The organism is Ensifer sp. PDNC004 (genome assembly GCF_016919405.1).
GTDB lineage: Bacteria > Pseudomonadota > Alphaproteobacteria > Rhizobiales > Rhizobiaceae > Ensifer.
The window spans coordinates 3042892-3069566 of the sequence record NZ_CP070353.1 but is presented as its reverse complement, the minus strand read 5'-3'; the positions used below and the strand labels follow the sequence as shown (position 1 = coordinate 3069566).

At 63.8% G+C, this 26675-nt stretch carries 26 protein-coding genes and 1 riboswitch; of the genes, 14 read left to right on the top strand and 12 right to left on the bottom strand.

The window, feature by feature from the left end; translation table 11 throughout:
• Positions 1 to 21: 21 nt before the first annotated feature.
• From JVX98_RS23100 to JVX98_RS23085, 4 genes are all read right to left on the bottom strand, one after another.
• Entirely contained in the window at positions 22 to 576 is a 555-nt protein-coding gene (locus tag JVX98_RS23100; RefSeq protein ID WP_192451042.1) for a GNAT family N-acetyltransferase, read from the bottom strand.
• 122 nt (positions 577 to 698) lie between these two features.
• Positions 699 to 1445 carry a Bax inhibitor-1/YccA family protein gene (locus JVX98_RS23095; RefSeq protein ID WP_192451043.1) on the bottom strand — a complete coding sequence of 249 codons (747 nt, stop codon included), beginning with the start codon at positions 1443 to 1445 and terminating at the stop codon, positions 699 to 701.
• A 221-nt stretch (positions 1446 to 1666) separates the two neighbouring features.
• Positions 1667 to 4219, bottom strand: a complete 2553-nt coding sequence (locus JVX98_RS23090) for an ABC transporter permease (RefSeq protein WP_205237523.1) — start codon at positions 4217 to 4219, stop codon at positions 1667 to 1669.
• On the bottom strand, positions 4216 to 4941 hold the full coding sequence (locus JVX98_RS23085; protein ID WP_043622338.1) for an ABC transporter ATP-binding protein: 726 nt from the start codon (positions 4939 to 4941) through the stop codon (positions 4216 to 4218). Before JVX98_RS23085 ends, JVX98_RS23090 begins: the two co-directional genes overlap by 4 nt.
• Before the next feature lie 66 nt (positions 4942 to 5007).
• On the opposite strand from JVX98_RS23085, the gene JVX98_RS23080 reads away from it, so the two are divergent.
• Positions 5008 to 5649 carry an arylesterase gene (locus tag JVX98_RS23080; RefSeq protein ID WP_205237522.1) on the top strand — a complete coding sequence of 214 codons (642 nt, stop codon included), beginning with the start codon at positions 5008 to 5010 and terminating at the stop codon, positions 5647 to 5649.
• A gap of 114 nt (positions 5650 to 5763) precedes the next feature.
• Positions 5764 to 6354, top strand: coding sequence for an RNA 2',3'-cyclic phosphodiesterase (thpR, locus tag JVX98_RS23075; RefSeq protein WP_205237521.1), 591 nt, complete (start codon positions 5764 to 5766; stop codon positions 6352 to 6354).
• On the opposite strand, the gene JVX98_RS23070 is transcribed toward thpR, so the two are convergent.
• On the bottom strand, positions 6291 to 6767 hold the full coding sequence (locus JVX98_RS23070; RefSeq protein WP_205237520.1) for a low molecular weight protein-tyrosine-phosphatase: 477 nt from the start codon (positions 6765 to 6767) through the stop codon (positions 6291 to 6293). The genes thpR and JVX98_RS23070 overlap by 64 nt on opposite strands.
• A gap of 85 nt (positions 6768 to 6852) precedes the next feature.
• On the opposite strand from JVX98_RS23070, the gene JVX98_RS23065 reads away from it, so the two are divergent.
• The 7 genes from JVX98_RS23065 to JVX98_RS23035 all read left to right on the top strand — a co-directional run bounded on the left by JVX98_RS23065 (position 6853) and on the right by JVX98_RS23035 (position 12948).
• Positions 6853 to 7170 (top strand): 4a-hydroxytetrahydrobiopterin dehydratase, encoded by a 318-nt coding sequence (locus JVX98_RS23065; RefSeq protein ID WP_043622291.1) that lies wholly within the window; start codon positions 6853 to 6855, stop codon positions 7168 to 7170.
• Positions 7171 to 7219: 49 nt separating this feature from the next.
• Positions 7220 to 7597 carry a YkvA family protein gene (locus JVX98_RS23060; RefSeq protein ID WP_034802857.1) on the top strand — a complete coding sequence of 126 codons (378 nt, stop codon included), beginning with the start codon at positions 7220 to 7222 and terminating at the stop codon, positions 7595 to 7597.
• A gap of 399 nt (positions 7598 to 7996) precedes the next feature.
• A complete protein-coding gene (locus JVX98_RS23055; protein WP_192451048.1) occupies positions 7997 to 8500 on the top strand; it encodes an invasion associated locus B family protein in 504 nt (167 codons plus the stop codon).
• 234 nt (positions 8501 to 8734) lie between these two features.
• Positions 8735 to 9970: a 23S rRNA (adenine(2503)-C(2))-methyltransferase RlmN gene (gene rlmN, locus JVX98_RS23050; RefSeq protein WP_104665632.1), complete on the top strand. Its 1236-nt coding sequence runs from the start codon at positions 8735 to 8737 to the stop codon at positions 9968 to 9970.
• A gap of 140 nt (positions 9971 to 10110) precedes the next feature.
• Entirely contained in the window at positions 10111 to 11064 is a 954-nt protein-coding gene (locus JVX98_RS23045; RefSeq protein WP_043622288.1) for an ABC transporter substrate-binding protein, read from the top strand.
• Between the two features lie 214 nt (positions 11065 to 11278).
• Entirely contained in the window at positions 11279 to 12157 is an 879-nt protein-coding gene (locus tag JVX98_RS23040; protein ID WP_043622284.1) for an ABC transporter permease, read from the top strand.
• Complete coding sequence (locus JVX98_RS23035; protein WP_192451051.1) at positions 12154 to 12948, top strand: ABC transporter ATP-binding protein; 795 nt, start codon at positions 12154 to 12156, stop codon at positions 12946 to 12948. Before JVX98_RS23040 ends, JVX98_RS23035 begins: the two co-directional genes overlap by 4 nt.
• A gap of 57 nt (positions 12949 to 13005) precedes the next feature.
• Here the strand turns inward: JVX98_RS23035 and JVX98_RS23030 are convergent, their stop codons facing one another.
• Positions 13006 to 13647 carry a LysE family translocator gene (locus JVX98_RS23030; protein WP_205237519.1) on the bottom strand — a complete coding sequence of 214 codons (642 nt, stop codon included), beginning with the start codon at positions 13645 to 13647 and terminating at the stop codon, positions 13006 to 13008.
• A 171-nt stretch (positions 13648 to 13818) separates the two neighbouring features.
• On the opposite strand from JVX98_RS23030, the gene JVX98_RS23025 reads away from it, so the two are divergent.
• Positions 13819 to 15036, top strand: a complete 1218-nt coding sequence (locus tag JVX98_RS23025; protein WP_205237518.1) for an argininosuccinate synthase — start codon at positions 13819 to 13821, stop codon at positions 15034 to 15036.
• Positions 15037 to 15098: 62 nt separating this feature from the next.
• Here the strand turns inward: JVX98_RS23025 and JVX98_RS23020 are convergent, their stop codons facing one another.
• The 5 genes from JVX98_RS23020 to JVX98_RS23000 form a co-directional block, all read right to left on the bottom strand.
• Entirely contained in the window at positions 15099 to 16337 is a 1239-nt protein-coding gene (locus tag JVX98_RS23020) for a multidrug effflux MFS transporter (RefSeq protein ID WP_205237517.1), read from the bottom strand.
• The gene (locus JVX98_RS23015; RefSeq protein ID WP_192451118.1) at positions 16334 to 16837 is read right to left on the bottom strand and encodes a MarR family winged helix-turn-helix transcriptional regulator; all 504 of its coding nucleotides are present in this window, start codon (positions 16835 to 16837) and stop codon (positions 16334 to 16336) included. Before JVX98_RS23015 ends, JVX98_RS23020 begins: the two co-directional genes overlap by 4 nt.
• Before the next feature lie 159 nt (positions 16838 to 16996).
• Positions 16997 to 18823: an ABC-F family ATP-binding cassette domain-containing protein gene (locus JVX98_RS23010; protein ID WP_205237516.1), complete on the bottom strand. Its 1827-nt coding sequence runs from the start codon at positions 18821 to 18823 to the stop codon at positions 16997 to 16999.
• 3 nt (positions 18824 to 18826) lie between these two features.
• On the bottom strand, positions 18827 to 19477 hold the full coding sequence (locus tag JVX98_RS23005) for a thiamine diphosphokinase (RefSeq protein ID WP_192451056.1): 651 nt from the start codon (positions 19475 to 19477) through the stop codon (positions 18827 to 18829).
• A gap of 84 nt (positions 19478 to 19561) precedes the next feature.
• Positions 19562 to 20047 (bottom strand): GNAT family N-acetyltransferase, encoded by a 486-nt coding sequence (locus JVX98_RS23000; RefSeq protein WP_205237515.1) that lies wholly within the window; start codon positions 20045 to 20047, stop codon positions 19562 to 19564.
• A gap of 133 nt (positions 20048 to 20180) precedes the next feature.
• Positions 20181 to 20299: riboswitch (TPP riboswitch) on the top strand.
• 51 nt (positions 20300 to 20350) lie between these two features.
• Between JVX98_RS23000 and thiB the strand changes: the two genes are divergently transcribed.
• The 4 genes from thiB to JVX98_RS22980 all read left to right on the top strand — a co-directional run bounded on the left by thiB (position 20351) and on the right by JVX98_RS22980 (position 25540).
• The gene (thiB, locus tag JVX98_RS22995) at positions 20351 to 21379 is read left to right on the top strand and encodes a thiamine ABC transporter substrate binding subunit (RefSeq protein ID WP_205237514.1); all 1029 of its coding nucleotides are present in this window, start codon (positions 20351 to 20353) and stop codon (positions 21377 to 21379) included.
• A gap of 7 nt (positions 21380 to 21386) precedes the next feature.
• A complete protein-coding gene (gene thiP, locus JVX98_RS22990; protein WP_256442654.1) occupies positions 21387 to 23012 on the top strand; it encodes a thiamine/thiamine pyrophosphate ABC transporter permease ThiP in 1626 nt (541 codons plus the stop codon).
• The gene (gene thiQ, locus JVX98_RS22985) at positions 23009 to 23728 is read left to right on the top strand and encodes a thiamine ABC transporter ATP-binding protein (protein WP_192451060.1); all 720 of its coding nucleotides are present in this window, start codon (positions 23009 to 23011) and stop codon (positions 23726 to 23728) included. Before thiP ends, thiQ begins: the two co-directional genes overlap by 4 nt.
• A gap of 300 nt (positions 23729 to 24028) precedes the next feature.
• Entirely contained in the window at positions 24029 to 25540 is a 1512-nt protein-coding gene (locus JVX98_RS22980) for a M48 family metalloprotease (RefSeq protein ID WP_192451061.1), read from the top strand.
• Positions 25541 to 25742: 202 nt separating this feature from the next.
• On the opposite strand, the gene JVX98_RS22975 is transcribed toward JVX98_RS22980, so the two are convergent.
• Complete coding sequence (locus JVX98_RS22975) at positions 25743 to 26609, bottom strand: RNA polymerase factor sigma-32 (RefSeq protein ID WP_043622257.1); 867 nt, start codon at positions 26607 to 26609, stop codon at positions 25743 to 25745.
• Positions 26610 to 26675: the final 66 nt, after the last annotated feature.

The following is a 26675-nucleotide window of genomic DNA, read 5'->3' as shown; positions in this document are numbered from 1 at the left end:
AGACCCTTCAGCAAGCGACGATCACTGGTAGAGCGTGTCCGGATAGACGTCTTCCGGCGGGTCGGTCGCCTGTCCCTCGCCAAGCGCGAGTTGCATGATCGTCGTGTCGAGCCAGCGGCCGTGCTTGAAGCCGGTCGCTTTCATCGTGCCCTGGAGTTCGAAGCCGAGCGACCGGTGTACGGCGATCGAGGCTGGATGGGCACCACCGATCACCGCGACCATCTGGCGGAAGCCGAGCTCCGTGCAACGCCGGACGAGTTCGACCAGCAGCGCCTTGCCGGCGCCCTTGCCGCGGGCTTCCGGCGCCAGGTAGATGGAATCCTCGACCAGGAAACGATAGGCCGTGCGCGTGCGGAAACCGGATGCGTAGGCATAGCCTATGATCGTCCCGCCCTCGTCTACCGCGACCATATAAGGGTAGCCGTTGCCGATGATCGTTTCGAACCGGGCCCGCATCTCCTTTTCGGATGGCGGGTTGATCTCGTAGGTCGCAACGCCGTGCAACACGGATTCGCGATAGATCTCGGTGATGACGGGAAGATCGGCCAGGGTGGCGTCGCGCAGGGTCAGGGACATGGCTTTAGACTTGATCCCAAGGTTTCGTCGTCCTTTCACTCCCACGGAGCCCGGACGCTTTCAAGCTGCTTCAAGAAACAAAAAAGGCGGCCGAAGCCGCCTTTTCCGTCCGCTGTTCAGACTTAGTTGTTCCGGTTGCCCATGAACTGGAGCAGGAACATGAACAGGTTGATGAAGTCGAGGTAGAGCGTCAGCGCGCCCATGATCGCCTTGCGGCCGGCAACGGTGCTGTCATCGGCTTCAAAGTACATTTCCTTGATCTTCTGCGTGTCGTAGGCGGTGAGGCCTGCGAAGATCAGCACGCCGATCACGCTGATCGCGAAGGCGAGCGCCGAAGAGCCGAGGAAGATGTTGACGATAGACGCGATGATGACGCCGAACAGACCCATAATCAGGAACGAGCCCATGCCGGACAGGTCCTTCTTCGTGGTGTAGCCGTAAAGCGACAGGGCGCCGAACGAAGCGGCGGTCACGAAGAACGTCTGAACGATGCTCTGGCCGGTGTAGATCACGAAGATCGACGACAGCGACAGGCCCATCAGGGCGGCATAGATCCAGAACGTCGTCTGCGCGGCAGAAACGCTCATGCTATTGATGCGGAAGCTCATGAAGAACACGAGTCCCAGCGGCGCCAGCATCACCACCCACTTCAGCGGGCTCGTGTAGATCGCAGCACCGAAGGCAGTCAGCTGGCCATCCGAAAACGCCATCTGGAAGGCCAGGTAGGCCGCGACGCCAGTGATCGCCAGACCAAGCGCCATCAGGTTGTAGACCTTCAGCATGTATGCGCGAAGGCCTTCGTCAATCACGGCACCCGCCTGAGCGCCGGCGGGCGACATTCGGGTTTGGTAATTTCTCAGATCAGCCATTGTTTCCTCATTCAAGCTCCGGTGGATGTTACGGTGTCGGGCGGCGAGTATCGCCCTGGAAGATGAGCTTCCACGCCCAGGCGCCGCTGCGGAGCTCCAGCATGCCTGTGGACAAATATGATGCCGAAACCCGCTGCACACAAGACCCGGCACTCCCGGATTCCGTTTCACCGGACCGATTCAGTCCGGTGCAATAGGGATTTACGGTTAACTCGGCCCGTTCAAAGTTCGCGCAGGACCGGCGCCGCCTTCTGCCCGAGAATGCGCCATGTACCGGCAAGTCCGATGCCGACCGTCATCACCAGCGCCGCCACAACCGTCAGGATCGCCACGTCAGGCAGGAAGCTCGATGGCAGCGTCATGATGCGGCTGACGACGAACCAGGCGGCGATACCGCCGGCAAACAGCGCAAAAACGGCGGTTGCAAGACCGAGGATCGCGTATTCGTAGCTGAACGCCTTGATGAGCGTCACCCGCGTTGCCCCCAGCGTCTTCAGAACGACCGCGTCATGGACGCGCGCCCGGTTGCCGGCAGCAAGCGCGCCGGCCAGCACCAGCACGGAAGCGACCAGCGCCACTGCCGCCGCCGCCCGGATCGCCGTCGCCAGCTGCCCGAGCAGACCATTCACAATGTCGAGAGCATCCTTTACCCGCACGCTGGTGATCGTCGGATAGGCATTGGTGACGGCCTTCAGAACCGCCGCCTCCTCTTCCGGCGTCGCCGACGGATCGATCACCGTCGCCAGCCAGGCATGCGGTGCGCCGGCAAAGGTATTCGGCGAGAACACCATGACGAAGTTGATCGACAGCGATTCCCACTCGACATTGCGGAAGTTGGCGATCTTGGCGGTGATGTTGCGGCCGAGCACGTTGACCGTGACCGTATCGCCGATCTTCAGGCCGAGTTCGCCGGCCTCCTCGGACGAAAAGGAAACCAGGGGTTCGCCGCTGTAGTCGGCCGGCCACCAGGTGCCCTCGGACAGCGTCGAGTTCTCCGGCTTGTTCTTGGCGTACGTGATGCCTCGGTCGCCGCGCAGCACCCATTGGCCTGCGGGCGGCACGTTGCGTCTGTTCACGTCCTCGCCGTTGAAGGCGGTGATGCGGCCGCGCAGCATCGGCACCTCGATGACCTTGCCCTTCGGGATCGCCTGGTTCAGCACCGAGCGGAAACCTTCGATCTCGCTGCCCTGGATATCGACGAAGAAGAAGTTCGGCGCGCGCTCCGCCATGCTTCCGGTGAGTTCGCGGCGCAGATTGCCGTCGATCAGCGCCAGCGTCACGAGCAGCGCAAGCCCGAGGCCGAGCGACAGCACCACCGAGGAGGTCAGCGCACCCGGACGGTGAATGTTGCCGATCGCCAGCCTGAGAGCCGGCGAATTGACCCGCGGGCTGCGGCGCGCCAGCCAGGCGATAGCAAGAGCAACGGCCCTGAGCACGATGAAGGCGAAGGCGATCGCGCCGAGGAAGACGAGCGAGATGTAGCGGTCGTAGGCCGTAAAGATCGCCAGGCCGGCAAGCGCGGCCAGACACGCGACGGCACCGAGCAGATAGGGCCATGCCGGAAAGCCCGAGGGATCGAAGCCCTGCTGGCGGAAGAGCGCCGTCGCCGGAATGGCGCGCGCCCGGCCGAGCGGCAGGATGGCGAAGGTCAGCGCCGTCAGCACGCCGAACAGGGCGGCAAGCCCGAGCGCGCCCGGATAGAGATGGAAAGCGGTCGAAATCGGCAGCAGGTCGGCCAGGAATTGCGCTGCGACAAAGGGGATCAGAGCCCCGAGCACGAGCCCGATGACGATGCCGATCAGCGCGATCATCAGGATCTGTGCGAGATAGATCATCGCCACCAAGGCGGCAGGCGCGCCCAGGCATTTGAAGGTCGCGATCACGCTGCGTTTGGCCTCGAGATAGGCGCGCACCGCATTGGCGACGCCGACGCCGCCGACGATCAGCGCCGTCAGGCCGACAAGCGTCAGGAACTGCGAGAAGCGGGTGATGTTGGCCGTCAGCGCCGGTGCTGCGTTGCCGCTGGTACGGATCGACCAGCCGGCGGCCGGCTGGCTTTTCTCCGCCTCGGTGCGAACGGCGGCGACCCCTGCCGGGTCGGCAAGCTTCACCTTGTATGTGTGCTCGACGAGGCTTCCGGTCTGCACCAGTCCCGTCGCCGCCAGGGCTTCTTCCGAGATCATCAGGCGCGGCGCGAAGCCGAAGCCGTCGGAAAGCGCGTCCGGTTCGCGCGTGATCGTGCCGGCGATCCGGACACGGGCGTTGCCGAGAAGGATTTCGTCTCCGACCTTGACGTCGAGGCGGTCGAGCAGCAGAGGCGCCACGACCGCACCGAAGACCTCGCCGTCGCGGGCGATGAGGTCGTGTAGCGGCCGGTCGGGTTCGCTTTCCAGCGTGCCGTAGAGCGGATAGGCCGCATCGACGGCCTTCAGCTCCACCAGGGCCTGGTTGGAGCCATCCGGCAACCGCGCCATCGATCTGAGGCCAGCGGAAACCGCAACGGTTCCAAGGCCATCGAGATAAGCGCGCTCTTCGGCCGTTGCGACACGATTGTTGAGCTCGAAGCGAATATCGCCGGCGAGCAGTTCCTGCCCTTGCGAGGCGATCGTCGCGGTGATCGATTGCGACAGCGAGTTGACGCCGGCAATCGCTGCGGTCCCGAGCGCAATGCAGGCGAGGAAGATGTAGAAGCCCTTGAGCCCGCCGCGCATTTCACGCAGCGCCAGCCTGAGCGCAAGCAGCGGCCGCAGCCGTACCGAAGGCGCGCCGATCATGCGGAGGCCGCCTGCTGGACCGGCGCCACCGCCACGGGGTCCGCCGCGCCGCCGGCAACGATCTCGCCCGAGCGCACCCGCACCTGCCGCGCGCAACGGTCGGCAAGGGCGGCGTCATGGGTCACGAGCACGAGTGTCATGCCACGGTCACGCTGTTCGGCGAAAAGCAGATCGGCGATCTGCCGTCCGGTTTCGGCGTCGAGGTTACCGGTCGGTTCGTCGGCGATCAGAAGCTTCGGCGAAGGCGCAAGCGCCCGTGCGATCGCAACGCGCTGCTGCTCGCCGCCCGAGAGCTGGCCCGGATAGTGGCTGAGCCGCTCGCCGAGGCCGACGGCGACAAGCTCCTTGCGCGCAATCTCGAAGGCGCCGGGGACATTGGCAAGCTCAAGCGGCACGGCGACGTTTTCGAGCGCCGTCATGTTGGGAATGAGGTGGAAGGACTGGAAGACGATGCCGATGTTGCGTCCGCGAAAGTCCGCGACCCGGTCCTCGTCGAGCCGGTGCAGCGGCGTGCCGTCGATAACGATCTCGCCGCGATCCAGCCGCTCGAGCCCGGCAAGCACCATCAGCAATGTTGACTTGCCCGAACCGGACGGGCCGACGATGCCGACGGATTCTCCGGCATCGATCGTCAGGCTCATGCCTTTCAGCACATGCACCGAGGCGGCCGCCTCGCCCAGCGTCAGATCCGCGTTTTTAAGTTCGATGATGGTGCTGGCCAAGCGAAACAACCCTATATGAAACGAAGTGGGGAACAGAAACGGCATTCGGGATTTAGGAACAGGCCCATGGCATTAAAAGGATTTCAACGGGTTTTCTTGGCACTGATGATGACATTTGCGTTATCATACACGGCACGCGCCGAGACGATCAGCCTCATCGGCTTCGGCGACAGCCTGATGGCGGGTTATCAGCTCCCGCCGGAAGACGCCTTCCCGGCCCGGCTCGAAAAGGCGCTGAAGGAAAAGGGCTTCGACGTGACGATCGCGAACGCCGGCGTTTCCGGCGACACGAGTTCAGGCGGTCTTGCCCGCATCGACTGGTCGGTGCCGGATGGCACCAAGGGCGTGATCCTCGAGCTCGGCGCCAACGACGCGCTGCGCGGCATCGCGCCTGAAGAGACCCGCAAGAACATCGAGGCGATGATCACAAGGCTAAAGGACCGCGGCATCGCCGTGCTGTTGGCCGGCATGATGGCGCCGCCGAACATGGGCGCCGACTACGCCGCCCGCTTCAACCCGATCTATCCGGAACTCGCCGAAAAATACGGGCTGGAACTCTATCCGTTCTTTCTCGATGGCGTGGTGACCGAGGCCAAGCTCAAGCTCGAAGACGGCATGCATCCCAATGGCGACGGCGTCGGCGTCATGGTCGAGAAGGCCCTGCCCGTCGTCGAGCGGTTTCTGGCAACGCTGAACAAGACGGAGTGATGACATCGTCCACAGTTAAGACAACGTTAATATTCTGAAGCGTCAAATACCAGTTGCGTGCAGATGCGATGCGTGATTCGCTAAGACATCTGCAAGAGATTCGGGGAGCTCGCCATGCCGAGACTATTCACCGCCCTCGAAATTCCGCGCAATGCTGCAATGAGTCTTTCATTGCTGCGCGGAGGTCTTCCCGGAGCTCGCTGGATCGATGTGGAGAACTACCACATCACACTGCGCTTCATCGGTGACGTCGATTGGCGCACCGCCGACGAGATCATCGACAAGCTCGATCGCATCGAACGTCCTGAATTCCAGCTGCAACTGACCGGCACCGGCGCCTTCGGCTCGAAGAAGCCCCACTCGGTCTGGGCCGGCGTTACCAACCATCCGGAAATGTATGCGCTGCAGGCCGAAATCGAGCGCATCTGCCAGAGGCTCGGACTGGGGCCGGACCCGCGCAAGTTCACCCCGCACGTGACGCTCGCCCGGCTGCGCTCCAGCCGTGTCGAAGACGTGGTCGAGTACCTCTCCGGGCGCGGCAACTTCATGACCTCGCTGTTCACGGTTTCTCGCTTCGTGCTGCTCTCGTCGCGCGATTCAGTCGGCGGCGGACCCTACCTGACGGAAGAAGTCTTCCCGCTTCACGAGGTGCGTTCGCCGAACCTTTCGAGTAACGACGAACACCCGGCCTCAAGCATCTGGTAAAGCGCCTCGAAGGCTTCCGGCCCGTCGTAGTAGGGATCCGGCACGTCCCGGCTCTCGCCTGACGCATAGTCGAGAAAGAGATGCGCCTTGTGCGCCGTGCCCGCAGGCGCGAGCCTTTTCAGCGTGCGGACATTGTTCTCGTCCATGCCGAGGATGAGGTCGAAATCACTGAAATCTGCCGCCGCCACCTGGCGTCCGCGCAGCGTGGAAATATCGATGCCGTGACGCCTTGCCGCCTGGATTGATCGCCGGTCCGGCGGATCGCCGATATGCCAGGCGCCGGTTCCCGCCGAATCGACCTCCAACGCGAACGCCAATCCCTTTTGCTCCGCCAAGGCGCGCAACACGCCCTCGGCAAGCGGCGACCGGCAGATGTTGCCGAGACAAACGAAAAGAACTCTGACCGGTTTCATGCTATTCAGATTCGAAGGCTGGAGACAGTGGACGCTTATACGCGACAGCTCGGCCTTCGAACAGGCGGATGGGAGGAAGAGAGCGATGGCAGCGGAGAAACTGGACGAGGCAGCGATTGCCGACAACCTGCACAAGATGGAAGGCTGGGTGCGGGCCGAAGACGGCAACTCGATCTGGAAGGCGTTCCGCTTCAAGAACTTCGTCGAGGCCTTCGGCTTCATGACGGAATGCGCGATCGTCGCCGAGAAGCTCAACCATCACCCGGAATGGTTCAACGTCTACAATCGCGTCGACGTGACGCTGACGACCCATGACGCCGGCGGCTTGAGCGAACTCGACTTCAAACTGGCTGCGCGCATGGACAAGGCAGCGGCCGGCCGCATGCCCGATCATTTGAAATAGAACAGCCAATCCCCATATTGTGAAGCGCTGCAACAGCGGAAGCGGGACGATGGACGACATCAAGATCGGTGAAATTCTCTTGCCGGGCGAAGAATCCGAGCAGGAGCGGCGGGAAAAGCGCGTGAAGCGCCGCTTCTGGCCCACCTTTCGAAGGGCTGCCCGGCAGATCCCCTTCAGCCGCGACCTAGTCGCCGCCTACTACTGCGCCATCGATCCGAAGACGCCGACGCGCACCCGCGGCATCCTGCTTGCCGCCCTCGCCTACTTCGTGCTGCCGATCGATATCATCCCGGACGTGCTGGCCGTTGTCGGCTTCTCCGACGACGTGGCCGTCTTGACCGCGGCCTTTGCTGCGATCAGCGGGCAGATCAAGGAAACGCACTATACCAAGGCCGACGAGACGCTGGCCGACACGCCGGAGAGCTGACGTCGGACGCACGGCTGTCCGGTTGTGGCGCCCCATTCCCGCCCAAAAGTCAAACTCTTGCCCAATTCTTTGTGGCATACACATGCAAATGACGCTGGCCGCGCGATTTGGCGCGGCTGACGTCAAAGATTGGCTTGGGGCAGGAAACCTTCCGGAACGGCATTCCGAGGCAAGGCGCATCCGGCATCGAACCCGGTTCGGCGAAGATGCGAAGCGGCGGTCGGAAAGCATTGCGCAACGGGGCGAACCGCTCCGTTTCGGGGCTAAAAGCCGAGGTTTTCGGCCATCGTTGACGGTTTGGTAACCTGAATTAAGTCAAAACAAATTCAAATGACGACTACGCGTCGCCCGTCTAACCTGTTTCGGGTGATCGAAGAGCAAGAAAAGCGGCAGGACCTCATGTTTGTAAGAAAGATCGCAACCGCAATCGCACTCGTTCTGGCGACCGCCAGCATGGCTGCCGCCCAGTCTCCGACGCGCATCCAGCAGTTCAACGCCTGGGGTGCCTATTCCTACAACGCCGGCGGCGGCAAGGTCTGCTACGTCCTCTCGGTTCCGAAGGAAAAGAGCCCGGCCGGCGTCGACCACGGCGACATCTTCTTCCTCGTTTCCCAGCGCCCCGGCCAGAACATCAGCTACGAGCCGCAGGCGATGATGGGCTACCCCCTTCAGGAAAACTCCAAGGTCAACGTCGTCATCGACGGCCGCACCTTCGTGATGTTCACCAAGGGCAACTCTGCCTGGGTCGAAAACGCTGCCGAAGAGCCGGCGCTCGTCGCCGCGATGAAGAACGGCAAGGCCATGTCGGTCAACGCCAAGTCGCGCAAGGGAACGGCAACCTCCTACTCCTACTCGCTCTCGGGCATCTCCGCTGCGCTGAAGCAGATCGAGGCCTGCAAGTAATCACGGGACGACACGTCGCGCGCAAAGGGCCGGCTGCAGAGCCGGCCTTTTGCGTTCACGGACCCTGCCTCGTGACTCCGGGCCAAAACAATGCTAAAGCCCGGCCCAACTTGAGAGCCTCCGCGCCCCAATTGGCCGCTTTCGATGGCTCGACCGATTTCAATTCGCGCATCAGGACGATTTCCGGACCCGCTCTCCGGACGGCCTCACGCCGTATGACAGGACATCATGAGCATGGCAGCCACTGAAATTCTGAACCGGGTGGAAATCGCGAAGGCGCCCCAAGTGCGCGCAGCCGTAGAGGCGGAAAAGCCGTCGCTGATCGGCCTGCTGCGCGAGGACATGGCTAAGGCGCTGGTCGAAAAGGGCGTGCCGGAGCGCCAGGTCAAGATGCGCGTCAGCCAGCTCTGGCATTGGCTCTATGTGCGCGGCGTCTCCGACTTCGACCATATGACGAACGTGTCGAAGGACATGCGCGAGATGCTGAAGCAGCATTTCACCATCGCGCGCCCCGAGATCGTCGAAGAGCAGATTTCCGGTGACGGCACCCGCAAGTGGCTGCTGCGCTTCCCGGCCCGCGGCGCCGGCCGTCCAGTCGAGATCGAGACCGTCTACATTCCCGAGGAAGGCCGCGGCACGCTCTGCATTTCGAGCCAGGTCGGCTGCACGCTCACCTGTTCCTTCTGTCATACTGGCACGCAGAAGCTGGTACGCAACCTGACGGCCGAGGAAATCCTCGCGCAGTTGCTGCTTGCCCGCGACCGGCTCGGCGATTTCCCCGAGCGCGATACGCCGCAGGGCGCAATCGTGCCGGCCGAAGGCCGCAAGATCACCAACATCGTGATGATGGGCATGGGCGAACCGCTCTACAATTTCGAGCACGTCAAGACCGCGCTTCTGATCGCCTCCGACGGCGAAGGCCTGTCGCTTTCCAAGCGCCGCATCACCCTTTCGACCTCCGGCATCGTGCCGGAGATCTACCGCACCGGCGAGGAAATCGGCGTCATGCTGGCGATCTCGCTCCATGCCGTGCGCGACGACCTGCGCGACATGCTGGTGCCGATCAACAAGAAGTATCCGCTGAAGGAGCTGATGGACGCCTGCCGCGCCTATCCGGGACTTTCCAACGCTCGTCGCATCACCTTCGAATATGTGATGCTGAAGGACGTCAACGACAGCCTGGAAGACGCCAAGCAACTGGTGAAGCTGCTCAAGGGCGTGCCGGCGAAGATAAACCTCATCCCCTTCAACCCCTGGCCGGGCACCAACTATCAGTGTTCCGACTGGGAGCACATCGAGAAGTTCGCCGACTTCATCAACCAGGCCGGCTACGCTTCGCCGATCCGCACGCCCCGCGGCCGCGACATCCTCGCCGCCTGCGGCCAGTTGAAGTCGGAATCGGAACGCATGCGCAAGGTCGACCGCCTCGCCTTCGAGGCGATGATGATCGCCAACCACGGCGAAGACTGAGGCGCAGCGCCTGCTTGCGGTTCCTCCGCTGTGCCATCACCCATTGATGAAGAACTTTGATGGGTGATGCAGATCCTATCGATTGATTTCATGTCCCCGGTTTCCTAAGAAAGCGGGAAATCAATTCAGGAGGACAACCCATGCGCTCACTTCTCATCGCCCTTGCCGCCACGGTGGCATTCACCCTGCCCGCCCGTGCCGATGAGGTGACCGTCGCCGTGACCGCGATCGTCGAGCATCCGGCGCTCGATGCCGCCCGCGACGGCGTGAAGGATGCGCTGGCCGCCGCCGGTTACAAGGAAGGCGAGAACCTCAAGTTCCTCTACGAGTCGGCCCAGGGCAACCCGGCGACTGCTGCCCAGATCGCCCGTCAGTTCGCAGGCGAAGCCCCGAACGTGATCGTTCCGATCTCCACGCCGTCGGCACAGGCGGTCGTCTCCTCGACCCGTGATATCCCGGTCGTCTTCACAGCCGTGTCCGACCCGGTCGGCGCGCAGCTGGTCAAGGACATGGACAAGCCCGGCGGCAACGTCACCGGCCTCTCCGACATGTCGCCGGTTGCCGAGCACGTCGCCCTGATCAAGGAAATTCTGCCGAACGCCAAGTCGATCGGCTACCTCTACAATTCCGGCGAAGCCAACTCCGTTTCGCTGCTCGCCGTCTTGAAGACCGAAGCCGAAAAGGCGGGCCTGACCGTCGTCGAGTCCGCCGCGACCAAGTCGGCTGAAGTCCAGGGTGCTGCCCGCGCTCTCGTCGGCCGCGCCGATGCGATCTACGTACCGACCGACAACACGATCATCTCCGCGCTTGAAGGTGCCGTAGCCGTAGCCGAGGAAGCCAAGCTGCCGCTCTTCACCGCCGACACGGATTCAGTTGCCCGCGGCTCTCTCGCAGCCCTCGGCTTCAACTACTACGATGTCGGCAAGCAGACCGGCGAAATCGTCGTTCGCATCCTCAAGGGCGAAAACCCGGGTGATATCGGCGTCAAGGTTGCTGCGGGTTCCGACCTGGTGATCAACAAGAAGGCCGCCGAGAAAATGGGCGTCACCCTTCCGGAAAGTGTCGTAAAGCGCGCAACCCGCGTCGTTGAATAACGCTTTCGACCTTTTCAGGTTCAAGTTTGTTGCGTTTTGCCCGCCTCCGTTCCATACGGGGGCGGTTCGCTATGAGGGGCCTGATCCTTTGGATCGCGGGGCCGCTCCGAAAGTTCTGAGCCGCACATGCGCCGGCCTTGGGCCCCATGTGCCAAGCGGGAGCGTCGCGCCCATAACGACAACCACGCGCGACATGTAAAAAGAGGGTCTGGGGTTGAGTCTAATCGCTTTCTGGGGAGCCGTGGAACTGGGGCTGGTCTACGCCTTCGTCGCCCTTGGCGTCTTTCTCGCATTCCGGGTGCTCGATTTCCCCGACCTGACTGTCGACGGATCCTTTCCGCTGGGGGCAGCCGTCACCGCCGTGCTGATCATCGCTGGCGTCAACCCGTGGCTTGCGGCCTGTGTCGCCATGGTGGCGGGTGCCGCTGCCGGTATCGTCACGGCGATGCTCAACGTGCGCTTCAAGATCCTCAACCTGCTCGCCTCGATCCTGACGATGATCGCGCTGTTCTCGGTGAACCTGCGCGTCATGGGCAAGCCGAACGTCGCGCTGATCAATGCCGACACGATGCTCTCGCCCTTCTATGGCCTGGGCTTACGTGATTTCTACGTCCGGCCGCTGTTCATCGGCGTGCTCGTCGTCGTCGCCGTCATCATCGTCTGGCGCTTCCTTGAGAGCGATGCCGGTCTTGCGATGCGCGCCACCGGCGCCAATGCCCGCATGGCCCGCGCACAGGGTGTCGACACCAACCGCCAGATCTATCTCGGCATGGCAATCTCCAACGCGCTCGTCGCCTTCGGCGGCGCACTCTTTGCCCAGACCAACGGTTTCGCCGACGTCACCTCGGGCGTCGGCACGATCGTCGTCGGCCTCGCAGCCGTTATCATCGGCGAGACGCTTCTCGGTGCCCGCGGCATCCTGATTGCGCTCATCGGCTGCGTGCTCGGCTCGATCCTCTACCGCATCGCCATCCAGCTGGCGCTGTCGACCGACATGCTCGGCCTGCAGGCCTCCGACCTCAACTTCGTGACGGCGGCACTCGTGACCTTCGCCCTCGTCCTTCCCCGTCTTCGTCGCGGAGGTGCGGCATGATCAGCGTCAACAACATCCAGGTCATCTTCGGCAAGGGTACGCCGCTGCAGAAGCAGGCGCTGAACGGCGTCAGCCTGACCATCGAGCAGGGCTCCTTCGTCACCGTCATCGGCTCCAACGGCGCCGGCAAGTCGACGCTGCTCGGCGTGCTCGCGGGCGACGTGCTGCCGAGTGCCGGCCAGGTGATGATCGGCAAGACCGACGTCAGCCGCAAGGGCACCGCCGCCCGCGCCGGCCTCGTCGCCCGCGTCTTCCAGGATCCGCTGACCGGCAGCTGCGGCGCACTCTCGATTGAGGAAAACCTGGCGCTTGCCGCCAAGCGTGGCGAAGCACGCGGCCTCGCGGCCGCCCTCGGCCCGAAGCGCCGCGAGCATTTCCGCGAGCGCATCGCCGAGCTCAACCTCGGCCTTGAAAACCGCATGGGCGACCGCATGGATCTTCTGTCCGGCGGCCAACGCCAGGCGGTCTCGCTGGTTATGGCGACGCTCGCAGGCTCCGAAGTGCTGCTGCTCGACGAGCATACGGCAGCCCTCGACCCTGGTATGGCCGAGTTCGTGATGAACCTGACGCAGAAGATCGTCTCCGAGCGCAAGCTGACGACGATGATGGTCACCCATTCGATGCGCCAGGCACTCGACTACGGCCACCGCACCATCATGCTCCACGGCGGCGAGATCGTGCTCGACGTCGCCGGCGACAGCCGCAAGGAACTGCAGGTCGAGGACCTGATCGCCATGTTCCGCCGCATCCGCGGCCAGACGCTCGACGACGATGCGCTGCTGATCGGCTGAGTACGGAAGACGCCTTCAGAACAAGGCCCGAGCATCCACGATGTCCGGGCTTTTTGTTTACCGCGCCGTCGTCATGAATATCTTCACCGCGAACACCGAGAAGACGCCGGCGAAGCTGAAGTCCAGTGCCCGCATCACGCCCCTGTTGCGCTGCAGCCAGGAGGCAAGCCAGTCGGCAGTGAAGACGACCAGCATGTTCACCGGCATGCCGATGGTGATGAAGAACAGGCCGAGGAACAGAAGCTTGCCGGTGACCGAGGGATCATCGGCGCTGACGAACTGCGGCAGGAAAGTCATGAAGAAGATGATGACCTTGGGGTTCAACAGGTTCACCCAGAAGCCGGCCGAGATGTTGGCAAGCGCCTTGCCTTCCGTCGGCTCGACCTTATGCACCGAAATGCTGGAGCCGAAGCGCATCGCCTGCACCGCAAGCCAGAGCAGGTAGGCGGCACCGCCGGTCTTGAGGATGGTGAATGCGGTTGGCGAGGCGGTGATCAGCGCCGAGATGCCGAATGCGACGAGCAGCGTATGCACGACGATGCCGAAGCTGGTGCCGAGCACGACGAAGAGCGCGGCCTTCTTGCCCTGGGCGAGTGCCCGGCTGATCGAAAGCGTCATGTCCGGGCCGGGTGTGGCCGCCAGAAGCAGCGTCGCAGCGGCAAAGGTCAGGAGGGGCGGCAGGCTGGGAATGAAGTCCATCGTCGTTTCCTCGGCACGGAGGTCGCCTCCAGTAATCCTGCGCCTGCGCTTTTGCCAGCGGATTCGCATCGTCAAGCGTTCTAGCGCTTGTATCGCCGCAGGTTCTGGCTAAAGTGCCGCAGATTTGCACGCGGCATCGCCGCCCTCCCCAAGACCAGACGGACGGAAACCATGGCATCGCATAAAGACGTGAAAAAGGTCGTTCTCGCCTATTCGGGCGGTCTCGACACCTCGATCATCCTGAAGTGGCTGCAGACCGAACTCGGCGCGGAAGTCGTCACCTTCACCGCCGACCTCGGCCAGGGCGAAGAGCTCGAGCCGGCCCGCAAGAAGGCCGAGATGCTCGGCATCAAGGAGATCTACATCGAGGACGTCCGCGAGGAGTTCGTCAAGGATTTCGTCTTCCCGATGTTCCGCGCCAACGCCGTCTATGAGGGCGTCTACCTGCTCGGCACTTCGATTGCCCGCCCGCTGATCTCCAAGCACCTGATCGATATCGCCAAGAAGACCGGCGCCGACGCGATCGCCCATGGCGCGACCGGCAAGGGCAACGACCAGGTTCGCTTCGAGCTTTCCGCCTATGCGCTGAACCCGGACATCAAGATCATCGCGCCGTGGCGCGACTGGTCGTTCAAGAGCCGCACCGACCTGCTCGAATTCGCCGAAAAGCACCAGATCCCGGTTGCCAAGGACAAGAAGGGCGAAGCGCCGTTCTCCGTCGACGCCAACCTGCTGCACTCCTCGTCCGAGGGCAAGGTTCTCGAAGACCCGGCACTGGAAGCCCCTGAATACGTGCACATGCGCACGATCTCGCCGGAAGCCGCTCCGGATCAGGCGACCGTCATCAAGATCGGCTTCGAGCGCGGGGACGCCGTCTCGATCAACGGCGTGCGCCTGTCGCCGGCAAGCCTGCTTGCCAAGCTCAATGAATACGGCCGCGACAACGGTATCGGCCGCCTCGACCTCGTCGAGAACCGCTTCGTCGGCATGAAGTCGCGCGGTGTCTACGAGACCCCCGGCGGCACCATCCTGCTCTCCGCGCACCGCGCAATCGAGAGCATCACGCTCGACCGGGGTGCTGCCCACCTCAAGGACGAGCTGATGCCGCGCTACGCCGAGCTGATCTATTACGGCTTCTGGTTCTCGCCGGAGCGCGAAATGTTACAGGCGGCGATCGACAAGAGCCAGGAACATGTCGAAGGCGAAGTGACGCTGAAGCTTTACAAGGGCAACGTCATGGTCATCGGCCGCGAGAGCGACAAGTCGCTCTACTCCGACAAGCTCGTCACCTTCGAGGACGACCAGGGCGCCTACGACCAGAAGGATGCCGCCGGCTTCATCAAGCTCAACGCGCTGCGCCTGCGCACGCTAGCCGCGCGCAACCGCTAAGCCACTATCCAGTGAAGAAAAAAGCCTCCGCGATGCTTTCGCGGAGGCTTTTTTCGTGTCCACTACTCCGCCGCTTGCTGCGAGGGATCCTTGCGCTCGACCGGCACGGCGAGCGGCTGCGAGCGAACGTTGCGGCGATACCAGACATAGCTCAGGATGCAGACGAGGCCGAAGCATGGAATGATCGTGCCGAGCGCCAGCACCGGAGCGCCGACCGCCGCGGCGATCGCGCCACCAAGCAGCCCCGAGCCCATCTGTACGAAACCCATCACTGCCGACGCCGTGCCAGCGATGTCCGGAAACGGCGCCATCGCCGCCGTCATCATGTAGGGCATGACGAAGGCGATGCCGAAGGCATAGATGCCGATCGGCAGCATGACCGAGAGGAAGCTCGGCGGCAGCATGTGCATGGTGTAGGCAAGCGCGAGGCTGGCCGCACCGATGAAGACGAGGCCGGCCGGCACTAGCGCCTGCGGCGTGAAACGCCGCATCAGCAGCCGCACCACAACGGTTCCCGAAAAGAAAAGGCCCGACTGCATCAGCATGCCGACGCCGAACTCGGTCGGTGTCAGCCCCACCGCATTGATCAGCACGAAGGGCAACATGGTCGCCCAAGCATAAAGTGCGCCGACCGCTCCGCCGATCACAAGTGTCGAGGAAACGAAGCGGCTGTCGCTCACCAACCGCCGGTAGGCCGCAAGGATGGGCTTCAGGCGGCCCTTGGCCGGATCCGGGGTCGCGGTCTCGGCCATGAAGAACTGCACGGTGAGACAGGCCATGGCGGCAAAGCCGACCATCAGGAAGAAGATCGACTGCCACCCGAAGAGACCGAGCGCCAGGCCGCCAAGCGTCGGCGACACGGCGGGTCCGAGGGCCAGCATCATGCCGATCATGTTCATGATGCGTGCGGCTTCAGTCCCGGTGAACTGGTCGCGCACGATCGCACGCGCCACGGTCATCCCGACGGAGGCGCCGATGCCCTGCACCAGGCGGCCGGCCAAAAGCACCGCGACGGAAGGCGCAAAGGCCGCCATCAGGCTGCCGACGAGGTAGATGGCCATGAAGATCAGCGTCGCGCGCCGGCGTCCGATGACGTCGGAAAGCGTGCCGGAGACAAGCTGGGCAAAGGCGAAGCCGGCGAAATAGAGCGACAGCGTCATCTTGATCGCCGCTTCGCTTGAGGAGAACGCACGCACCAGTTCGGGCATCGCCGGCGTGTAGAGCGCCATGGAAACGGGGCCGAGCGCCACCAGGAAGGCACCGATGATGCTTGTGCGCCGCTCGCTCATGCGACGCGTCATTGCGCGGCTCCGGCCCGGACCTCGGCCTTCTCCGCTGTATCCTTGCCCGCAAGGCACGGATCGAGCTGACGCAGATTGTCACGCAGGATGCGCAGGTTGGAACAGAGAAGCGCGCGCGCTTCCGCATCCAGCCCTTCGGTATAGGCATCCATCATTTCGCGGAGGCCGGTCATCAACTCGTTGAGCAGCGGACCCGCCTTTTCGGTGATGATAACATTCTTGGCGCGACGATCCGCCGGATCGGGAACACGGGCGACGAGCCCGTTGGTCTCCAGCCGGTCGAGATAGGCCGACAGCGTCATCGGCTCGATGCCCATGCGTGTGGCGATTTCGGCCTGTTTGATGCCCTCGGTAAGCGCCGCCTGGATCAGCGTGCGCGCCTCGCCGGGCGTGATGCCCAGGTCCATGGCATTGACCTTGCGGTCGAAGGCCCCGCGCAAGAGGCGCGAGACATCGGTCAGAAGCATTCCAATGGTTTCGGATTCTAGCTTGAAGGGCATCATGATCGTTCACAGGTGATATAATAAGTTTTACTTATCATATCATCTGATAACGTTCAACGCGGCAAGCGATCATTCCCTTACCAGTTTAACGGTAAAACCCGCAAGGATTCAACGTATTACCTTTGCATTCACGCATGGAACCGTCTTGGCTGTCCCTCAGCCCTCGAGCTCCTCGCGCAGCATCTCGAGCTCCAGCCATTCCTCTTCCATGCGAGCAAGGTCGGCACGCAGCTTCTCCAGCTCCTGCGCCAGTTTCGCAAAAGCATTTGGATCTTTTGTGAAGAGGTTGGGATCCGCCATCTTTTCTTCGCGCTTGGCAGCCTCGGCCTCCGCCTTGGCGATCTCCTTCGGCAGGTTTTCGAGCGCGAATTTCTGCTTGTAGGAAAGCTTGCCCTTGGCAGCCTTCGGCGCTTCGGCCGTGGGTGCGGCGGCATCGGCCCTGGCCTTCTCCGCCTTCTCGGCCTTGCGCTTCTCCTCGATCGCGCCCTTGCGCTGCGCCATCATGTCGGAATAGCCGCCGGCATACTCGATCCAGCGTCCATCCGGCGCCTCCGGATTGGCTGGTGCGATCGTCGAGGTGACGGTGCGGTCGAGGAAGTCACGGTCGTGGCTGACGAGGATCACAGTTCCGGCAAAACCGGCGACGATCTCCTGCAGCAGGTCGAGCGTCTCGATGTCGAGATCGTTGGTCGGCTCGTCGAGGATCAGAAGGTTCGTCGCCCGCGCGAGGATGCGCGCCAGCATCAGCCTTGCGCGCTCGCCGCCCGAAAGCTCACGGATCGGGGTGCGCGCCTGCTCCGGCTGGAACAGGAAGTCCTTCATGTAACCGGTAACGTGGCGCTGCTCGCCATTGACCAGCAGGTTGTCGCCGCGCCCGTCCGTCAGGTAGTGCGCCAGCGTATCGTCGAGATTGAGGTCTTCGCGCTTCTGGTCGAGCGTCGCGATTTCCAGATTGGTGCCGAGCTTTACCGTGCCTGTGTCGGGCTCGATCTGCCCGGTCAGTATCTTCAGGAGCGTCGTCTTGCCGGCACCGTTCGGGCCGACGAGACCGATGCGGTCGCCGCGGTGCACGCGGATCGAGAACGGCGCGACGATTGTGCGCTCGCCATAGGCCTTGGTGATCTTCTCGGCCTCGATCACCAGCTTGCCGGATTCCTTGGCGTCGGCGGCCGTCGCCTGCACGGTGCCCTGCGGCCCCTTGTGGCCGCGATAGGTCGCCCGCATGGTCTGCAGCTCGCCAAGGCGACGCATGTTGCGCTTGCGCCGCGCGGTCACGCCGTAGCGCAGCCAATGCTCTTCGCGTTCGATCGCCTTGCCGAGCTTGTGCTGTTCCAGTTCTTCCGCCTCTAGCACTTCATCACGCCAGGCCTCGAAATGAGCGAAGCCACGGTCAAGGCGGCGCGACTGGCCGCGGTCGAGCCAGACGGTGGCGGTCGAGACCTTTTCCAGGAAGCGCCGGTCGTGCGAGATCAGCACCAGCGCCGAACGGCTGCGGATCAGTTCGTCTTCCAGCCATTCGATCGTCGGCAGGTCGAGATGGTTGGTCGGCTCGTCGAGCAAAAGGATGTCCGGCTCCGGCGCCATGACGCGGGCAAGTGCTGCGCGACGCGCCTCGCCGCCAGAAAGGCGCTTCGGGTCTTCTTCGCCGGTCAGACCCAGGTGTTGCAGCAGGTAGGCGACGCGATAGGGATCGTCGCTCGGGCCGAGGCCCGCCTCGGCATAGGCCTGCACCGTGTCGTAACCGTCGAAGTCCGGCGCCTGGTGCAGATAGCGGATGGTCGCCGAGGGATGGCGGAACACTTCGCCCGACTGCGCCTCTGCAAGGCCCGCGGCGATCTTCATCAGCGTCGATTTGCCCGAGCCGTTGCGGCCGACCAGGCAGATCTTGTCGCCCGGCTCCACTTGAAAATTGGCGCCGGCAAGCAGCGGCGTGCCGCCAAAGGTGAGGAAGATATCGTCGAGTTTCAGAATGGGAGGCGCCAAGGCTCAGGCTCCGGAAAGATCATAGGGGCGGGCAAGCACCAGGGCGCGGCCGCTCTTGAGAGTGAAGCGAAGGGGACCCTCCGCAACGTTGGAAACGGTTCGGGACGAACCGAACGGCAGGGTGAAATCGTCAAGCGGGTAGCGCGCATTGACGATCGAAAGGCCGGTAAGCTCGGTCAGACCCAGCACCGAGAAGAGGCAGCCCTTGGGCAGGTCGACTTCGAGCGGGCCGGCCAGCAGTGGATAGGCCTCTTCCTCGCCCGACGTCATCAACACCGAAAGCCCGCGCTCGGCAAGGGCGACGGCATGAAGCAGATGCATGAACGCATGATCACTGCGGGTGCCGCCGAGCGCGCCGGCGAAGATCAGGCGATCGGCCCCGCGCGACAGCGCCGCCTCGACCGCGATCTCGCCATCCGTCGCGGCCTTTGCCGCCGGATAGGGCTCGCGCGGGACCGACGCGTAGTCCGCAAGAAGGGCTTCCTCGGTCGAATCGAAATCACCGACCCAGACATCGGGCACGATGCCGAGCAGCCGCGCATGGCGCATGCCGCCATCAGCCGCGATGAAGCGACTTGCGGCCAGTTGGTGAGCCAGCCGGTCGGTCAGCGAAAGGGCGCCGCCAAGCAGAATGGTGAAGGTCGATCGAGCCATGGCAAAGCCCATAGCGCAAAGGACCGCCGAAGGAAAACGAAGAAAACCGTCGGGCGACCGGTTCTCGGTATTTTGGTCAGACCGTCAATGCCCCTCGGGCACCGGATCGGGGAACAGCATGCCGGCATAAATGCCGGGGGTCGAATCCGGGATCTCGACAGCCCCGGCCACCCGCTCGTAGAACTTCGCGGGCCCGACACCGCCGATAATCGCATAGCCGTAGCCGGCCGCGCGCATGGCCGTCAGGCTTGCAAGCAGCAGCGCCTCGCCGATCCCCTGCCCGCGCATGCCTTCGTCGACACCGGTCGGACCGAAAAAGCCGAGCGCCGTCACGTCGTGGCAGGAAAAGCCGACGATCTTTTCGTCATGGACTGCGACATGCATGCGTGTCGGGGTCGAGGAAAAGGCGGCTTCCGCCTCGCCCGCCCATCCGGCGCCAAAGGTCTTTTCGATCCAGGACACGACCAGGCGGCGCTCCGGCGCCATGGCGCGGCGAATGCTGATGCCAGGATCAAGCTTCGACTGAGGCTCAGCCGGCAGGGCATAAAGTCGAACGAGCATATCGGGCATGACATTTCCTCCTCGCTGCCGTTGTGTAGCGCAGTTGGCGGCTTACGCAAACATGCGCCGTTGTGCCGGCCAGGCGCCCTTGCTTCCTCGCAAACATCGCTTGCCTTGGGGCCTTGGCAGCGGTAAATCTCTTGCCGCTCTAACGGGGTGCCTCCCGACCGCATGGCGGCCGGAGGCTGAGAGGCGTAAAAACGCCAACCCGCGGAACCTGATCCGGCTCATACCGGCGGAGGGATTAGACGCGATCGGATCGATACGCCCTTTTCCCATGCAACAACGAACTTTGGGAGAGAGGTCCTCGCCATGTCCAATTCATCGCAACTCAAACTCTTTAGCCGGCTAGCCCTTGCGGCCGCCGCAAGCCTCGTTTTTTCCGGCGTCGCGACCGCGGCCGACACGACGCTGACGGTCTTTACCTATGAGAGCTTCATCACCGAATGGGGACCGGGCGCCAAGGTTGCGGAAGCCTTCGAGAAGACCTGCGAGTGCAAGGTCAACTACGTCGGCGTCGCCGACGGCGTCGAGCTTCTCACCCGCCTGAAGCTCGAAGGCGCGGCTTCCAAGGCCGACATCGTGCTCGGCCTCGACACCAACCTCGTGGCCGAAGCCAAGGCGACCGGCTTCTTCGCGCCGCACGGCATCGAGGCAACCGGCGTCACCGTGCCCGGCAACTTCTCCGACGACACCTTCCTGCCCTATGACTACGGCCACTTCGCCGTCGTCTACGATACCGAGACGCTGAAGACGCCACCGAAGAGCCTCAAGGAACTGGTCGAAGGTGACCCGTCACAAAAGATCGTCATCGAGGATCCGCGCACGTCGACGCCGGGCCTCGGCCTGCTCCTCTGGGTCAAGGCCGTCTATGGCGACGAGGCGGGTGCCGCCTGGGCGAAGCTGAAGGACCGCGTCCTGACCGTCACTCCCGGCTGGTCGGAAGCCTATGGCCTCTTCACCAAGGGCGAGGCGCCGATGGTGCTGTCCTACACCACGTCGCCGGCCTACCACATGGTCGCGGAAAACACCGAGCGCTATCAGGCGGCTGCCTTCTCCGAAGGCCACTACATCCAGATCGAAGTCGCCGGCATGACCAAGAACGCCAAGGAGCCGGAACTGGCAAAGCAGTTCCTCGCCTTCATGACCGGTCCGGACTTCCAGTCGATCATCCCGACGACCAACTGGATGATGCCGGTCGCAGCGACCAAGGAGCCGCTGCCGGACGCCTTCAACAAGCTGGTCAAGCCGGAGAACACCTTCCTCCTGCCTTCGGAGGAGGTCGCCAAGAACCGCAAGGCCTGGATCGACGAATGGCTCGCCGCCATGAGCAAGAACTGAGGCCGGATTGTTCGCACTGCGCGAAAATCGCATGACAGTGGTCGCCGGGGCAGCCTGCCTCGGCGCCTTCGTGCTTTTCGTCGGCCTGGCGATCGTCGCCTTGCTGAGCCAGACGGGCGGCGCGAGCGATGACGCGCTGTTCGACGCCTATATCTGGCGCGTCACCCGCTTCACCCTGCTGCAGGCGACACTCTCGACGCTGCTGTCGGTTCTCTTTGCCATCCCGGTCGCCCGGGCGCTGGCGCGACGGCCGCAGTTTCCCGGCCGCATCTGGCTCTTGCGCCTGATGGCGTTGCCGCTCGGCCTGCCCGTTCTCGTCGGCGCACTCGGCTTGATCGAGATCTGGGGGCGCCAGGGCTTCCTCAATTCCGGCCTGCGCTGGCTCGGCCTCGCGCAGCCCGTCAGCATCTACGGCCTGTTCGGCATCCTGCTCGCCCACGTCTTCTTCAACATGCCGCTTGCGGCGCGCCTCTTCCTGGCCGGGCTCGAGCGCATCCCCGCCGAGTATTGGCGCAGCGCCGCCAATCTCGGCATGCCGTCGCGAGCACTCTTCCGTTTCATCGAATGGCCGGTCCTGCGCGGCCTCCTTCCAGGTGCCGCCGGCCTCGTCTTCATGCTCTGTGCCACCAGCTTCACCCTCGTGTTGACGCTTGGCGGCGGGCCTGCGGCCAGCACAATCGAAGTGGCAATCTACCAGGCGCTGCGCTTCGACTTCGATCCGCCGCGCGCCATCGCGCTATCGGCCCTGCAGATCGCCATGACCGGCCTGCTGCTGTTCCTGCTTCGTTATCTGGCGACCGAGCCGGAAGAGGGCATGACCGGTGGCCGCACCGTGCGCCGCTTCGATGGCGCGTCCAGGATCGCGCGCCTGAGTGATGGCGCCTGGATCGCCCTTGCCTTTCTGTTTCTTGGCGCACCGCTGATCGCCGTCCTCACCTCCGGCCTCGAAGCCGATCTGCTGAAGCTCGCGCGCGACCCGGCGGTGCACCGGGCGCTGCTGACCAGCGCGGCAATCGCGCTCGCGTCGGCCCTCGCCTCCGTCACCATGGCGGCCGTGATGATCCGCGCAGCCGCGACCGTCACCGCGCCGCGTCACGCGACGTCGCTCGCCCGCGGCTTTGCCGGCGCCATCGGCGCCAGCACCTCGCTGATCCTGCTGGTGCCGCCCGTGGTGCTCGGCGCCGGCTGGTTCCTTCTGCTGCGTCCCTTCGGCGATGTCGCGCGTTTTGCGCCCTTTATCGTCGTGGCGATCAATGCGCTGATGGCGCTTCCCTTCGTCCACCGCATCCTCGCGCCGGCAATGGCGACCCATGCGGCGCGGTCGGAACGGCTGACGGCAAGCCTTGGCATCCGTGGCTTTGATCGCCTGCGATGGATCGACTTTCCGGCGCTGCGCAAGCCGCTGCTGATGGCACTTTCCTTCGCCATGGCGCTGTCGCTCGGCGACCTCGGCGCCGTCGCCCTCTTCGGCAGCCAGGACATGGTGACGCTGCCCTGGCTGCTCTATAGCCGCATGGGCAGCTACCGCACCGCCGACGCCGCCGGTCTCGCCCTTTTCCTCGGGCTTCTGTGCCTGATCTTCACCATCCTCGGCACGGCGAATGACAGCCGGCCGGAAAGACGCAAAGCATGACCCACCCCGTTCCCGCGATAGAGCTGCGCGATGTCGAGGTCCGTTTCGAAACGGCCGCGCTCACCTTCGATTGCACGATTGCCACCGGTGGCATCGTCGCCGTCGCCGGTGCGTCGGGCTCCGGCAAGTCGACGCTGCTCCACATCATTGCCGGGTTCGAGGACCCCGATCGCGGCGAGGTCCGCATTCTCGGCGAGAACGTGGCCGATCGGGCGCCGTCGGAACGGCCGGTCTCGATGATCTTCCAGGACAACAACCTTTTCGCCCATCTCGACGTCGCGACCAATATCGGCCTCGGCATCGACCCGGCGCTTCGATTGACCGCGACCGATCGCGACAAGATCGAAGACGCGCTCCGCCGCGTCGGGCTCGAAGGCTTCGGGAAAAGGCTGCCGCCGACGCTTTCCGGCGGCGAACGCCAGCGGGTTGCCCTTGCCCGGGCGCTTGTGCGAAAGCGCCCGCTGCTGTTGCTCGACGAACCCTTCGCGGCGCTTGATCCCGGCATGCGCGCCGGCATGCGCACACTCCTGCGCGAACTGCACGCGGAGGAAGGCAACACGATCCTGATGATCACACACCATCCCGAAGACGTGAAAGCCCTGGCCGACAGCGTGCTTTTTCTCGACCGGGGGCGTATCATCGCAAACGACGCCGTCGACCGCTTCCTGGCGCGGCGGGATAATGCGGCGATCGATCGCTTTCTCGGCAATACTTGAAGGACGGACGGGATTCACCACGCCCTTGGCCGGTTGCCACAATTTGACCGCGGCGCCATGCGACGCGCGAAATATCTGGCAAGGCGCGAATATTCCCGCATCCGTTGCCGTGATACCACGGGGCAACTATTTCTACCGAGATAAACTAGGCAGGTGGCGCTGAAATCAGATACAGCAAGACCAGGACTGAAAGGTCGCGGCAGAGCAACGCTGCCGCGCTGAAAAAGTAGGACTTTCAACGCTGTCGTTCCACGTTTCCGCAGAATGCGGGCGGAGCGACGGACGGAAACGGGCTGAGGCATGGAGAGGCATACAGTCACACACGACCGGATCCCGCCGACGGGCGGACGGCTGCGTGGACGCGCCGTGGTTGCATTGCTTGCGACCACGCTCCTTTCCGCATGCCAATCCGTGATCGAGCAGACTTATCAGCCGACGGTTTCGCCTTCATCCAATCCGCAGATCGTCGAGGAAGTCCAGAAGAACGATCCGCGGGCACAGCTGGGCGCGCGCGAACATCCGCGTATCGTCGCAAGCTACGGCGGCGAGTACAAGGACGCCAAGACCGAGCGCCTGGTGGCGCGCATCACCGGCGCGCTGACGGCGGTCTCCGAGAATCCGCAACAGTCCTATCGCATCACCATCCTGAATTCGCCGGCGATCAACGCCTTCGCGTTGCCGGGCGGTTATCTCTACGTCACCCGCGGCCTGCTCGCGCTTGCGAACGACGCCTCCGAGGTCGCCGCCGTGCTGTCGCACGAGATGGCCCACGTCACCGCCAACCATGGCATCGAGCGGCAGCAGCGCGAGGAAGCGGAAGTGATCGCCAGCCGGGTGGTCTCCGAGGTGCTGTCCTCCGATATCGCCGGGAAGCAGGCACTCGCCCGCGGCAAGCTCCGGCTCGCGGCCTTCTCGCGCAACCAGGAACTCCAGGCCGACGTGATCGGTGTGCGCATGCTCGGCGAGGCCGGCTACGACCCCTATGCCGCCGCGCGCTTCCTCGACTCGATGGCCGCCTATAGCCGCTTCACGGCGGTCGATCCGGAATCCGACCAGAGCCTCGACTTCCTGTCGAGCCACCCGAACGCGCCCCAGCGTGTCGATCTCGCGCGCCGGCATGCCCGTGCCTTCGGTCCCGAAGGCACCAGTGGCGACCGCGGGCGCGACTACTATCTCGCCGGTATCGACGGCCTGCTCTATGGCGACAGCCCGCAAGAAGGCTATGTGCGCGGCCAGACCTTCCTGCACGGCCAACTCGGCATCCGCTTCGACGTGCCCGCCGGATTCCAGATCGACAACAAGGCCGAGGCGGTGCTGGCAACCGGCGCCGGCGACATCGCCGTGCGCTTCGACGGCGTCGCCGACACGGGCGGCCGAAGCCTGACCGACTATATCGCCAGTGGTTGGGTCACGGGCCTCAAGCCCGATACGATCCGGCAGATCAGCGTCAACGGCCTGGAAGCCGCAACAGCGCGCGCCTCCGCTGACCGTTGGGATTTCGACGTGACGGTCATTCGTATCGATACGCGGATTTACCGCTTCCTGACCGCCGTGCCCAAGGGGTCGAACGCGCTTGAGCCGACCGCAAACCAGTTGCGCACCTCGTTCCGCCGCATGACGGCCGCCGAGACACAGTCGCTGAAGCCGCTGCGGATCCGGGTCGTGACCGTCCGGCCCGGCGATACGATCACCACGTTGTCGGCCCGCATGATGGGAACCGACCGGAAGCTCGACCTCTTCCGGGTGATCAATGCGATGCAGGTCAGCTCGACGATAAAGCCGGGCGACAAGGTGAAGATCGTTTCCGAATAGCGTGAGGTGGGCGCGGTTGCAGCGCGTTGGTGCGCGCGTGACTGCCTGCCGTCTATTAGACAAGCGCGTCGTTGGGTGCCTCTACGATTGCCAAAAAGCCCAGCGCCAATCGTCTCATTGCCAAGCCATCAACGCGCAGAACTGCAAGCCCGGCTCAGTGCCGGGTCGCCGAGCACAGCACTGGCGTGGCGGCGTCAGACGGTCAATGAATGCCCGCGGTCAGCGCCGGCGCTCTCGTCGCCAGGGCTGCCCGGAGCTTTTCCAAGGCCCGGGTTTCGATCTGCCGCACGCGTTCCTTGGAAATTCCGAGATCGATGCCGAGCTCTTCGAGCGTCGCCCCTTCTTCCGTCAGCCGCCGGGCGCGGATGATGCGCATCTCGCGCTCCGTCAGCGCTCCCAGCGCATCGCGCAGCCAGACGCGGGCCCGTTCGCCGTCGATCATCTCGCTCACCTGCTCGTCCGGCAACGGCGCGTCGCTGGCGAGGAAATCGAGCCGTTCACCGCCATCGGAATCGCTGCCGCCGACCGGCGCCTGCAGCGAGGTGTCGCTGCCGGAAAGCCGCGCATCCATCGTCTGCACGTCAGCGATGCTGACACCGAGGGCAGCGGCAATCTCCTCATGCATAGCCTGCGATGTAAGTTGCCTGTCACCCTGGGCAAGCCGGGCACGAAGGCGCCGAAGGTTGAAGAACAGGGCCTTCTGCGCAGAGCTGGTGCCACCGCGGACAATCGACCAGTTGCGCAGGACATAGTCCTGCATCGACGCCCGGATCCACCAGGTGGCATAGGTCGAGAAGCGAACCTCGCGGCTCGGCTCAAAACGGGCTGCCGCCTCCAGGAGACCGATATGGCCCTCCTGGACGAGGTCACCCATCGGCAGGCCGAAATTGCGGAACTTTGCGGCCATCGAAATGACCAGGCGCATATGCGACATGGCGATCTTGTTGCGGGCTTCCTGATCGTTGTCGTTTCGCCAGGCTTGCGCCAGCTTGTGCTCCTCGTCGCGCTCGAGATACGGCGCCTCCATCGCGATCTTGATCATCCGCCGGTCTGCAGTGAGAGTCTTCATCGATCACTCCGTGACTGGCGCCGGGCGCCATTGCGTGTGAAGTCCAAAAGGCCGGACGGATGCAGT

Bases quoted from the DNA above. Each gene is read 5' to 3' on its own strand.
- JVX98_RS23100 (WP_192451042.1), bottom strand. From the start codon at position 576: ATGTCCCTGACCCTGCGCGACGCCACCCTGGCCGATCTTCCCGTCATC.
- JVX98_RS23095 (WP_192451043.1), bottom strand. From the start codon at position 1,445: ATGGCTGATCTGAGAAATTACCAAACCCGAATGTCGCCCGCCGGCGCT.
- JVX98_RS23090 (WP_205237523.1), bottom strand. From the start codon at position 4,219: ATGATCGGCGCGCCTTCGGTACGGCTGCGGCCGCTGCTTGCGCTCAGG.
- JVX98_RS23080 (WP_205237522.1), top strand. From the start codon at position 5,008: ATGGCATTAAAAGGATTTCAACGGGTTTTCTTGGCACTGATGATGACA.
- thpR (WP_205237521.1), top strand. From the start codon at position 5,764: ATGCCGAGACTATTCACCGCCCTCGAAATTCCGCGCAATGCTGCAATG.
- JVX98_RS23070 (WP_205237520.1), bottom strand. From the start codon at position 6,767: ATGAAACCGGTCAGAGTTCTTTTCGTTTGTCTCGGCAACATCTGCCGG.
- JVX98_RS23065 (WP_043622291.1), top strand. From the start codon at position 6,853: ATGGCAGCGGAGAAACTGGACGAGGCAGCGATTGCCGACAACCTGCAC.
- JVX98_RS23060 (WP_034802857.1), top strand. From the start codon at position 7,220: ATGGACGACATCAAGATCGGTGAAATTCTCTTGCCGGGCGAAGAATCC.
- JVX98_RS23055 (WP_192451048.1), top strand. From the start codon at position 7,997: ATGTTTGTAAGAAAGATCGCAACCGCAATCGCACTCGTTCTGGCGACC.
- rlmN (WP_104665632.1), top strand. From the start codon at position 8,735: ATGGCAGCCACTGAAATTCTGAACCGGGTGGAAATCGCGAAGGCGCCC.
- JVX98_RS23045 (WP_043622288.1), top strand. From the start codon at position 10,111: ATGCGCTCACTTCTCATCGCCCTTGCCGCCACGGTGGCATTCACCCTG.
- JVX98_RS23035 (WP_192451051.1), top strand. From the start codon at position 12,154: ATGATCAGCGTCAACAACATCCAGGTCATCTTCGGCAAGGGTACGCCG.
- JVX98_RS23030 (WP_205237519.1), bottom strand. From the start codon at position 13,647: ATGGACTTCATTCCCAGCCTGCCGCCCCTCCTGACCTTTGCCGCTGCG.
- JVX98_RS23025 (WP_205237518.1), top strand. From the start codon at position 13,819: ATGGCATCGCATAAAGACGTGAAAAAGGTCGTTCTCGCCTATTCGGGC.
- JVX98_RS23020 (WP_205237517.1), bottom strand. From the start codon at position 16,337: ATGACGCGTCGCATGAGCGAGCGGCGCACAAGCATCATCGGTGCCTTC.
- JVX98_RS23015 (WP_192451118.1), bottom strand. From the start codon at position 16,837: ATGCCCTTCAAGCTAGAATCCGAAACCATTGGAATGCTTCTGACCGAT.
- JVX98_RS23005 (WP_192451056.1), bottom strand. From the start codon at position 19,477: ATGGCTCGATCGACCTTCACCATTCTGCTTGGCGGCGCCCTTTCGCTG.
- JVX98_RS23000 (WP_205237515.1), bottom strand. From the start codon at position 20,047: ATGCCCGATATGCTCGTTCGACTTTATGCCCTGCCGGCTGAGCCTCAG.
- thiB (WP_205237514.1), top strand. From the start codon at position 20,351: ATGTCCAATTCATCGCAACTCAAACTCTTTAGCCGGCTAGCCCTTGCG.
- thiQ (WP_192451060.1), top strand. From the start codon at position 23,009: ATGACCCACCCCGTTCCCGCGATAGAGCTGCGCGATGTCGAGGTCCGT.
- JVX98_RS22980 (WP_192451061.1), top strand. From the start codon at position 24,029: ATGGAGAGGCATACAGTCACACACGACCGGATCCCGCCGACGGGCGGA.
- JVX98_RS22975 (WP_043622257.1), bottom strand. From the start codon at position 26,609: ATGAAGACTCTCACTGCAGACCGGCGGATGATCAAGATCGCGATGGAG.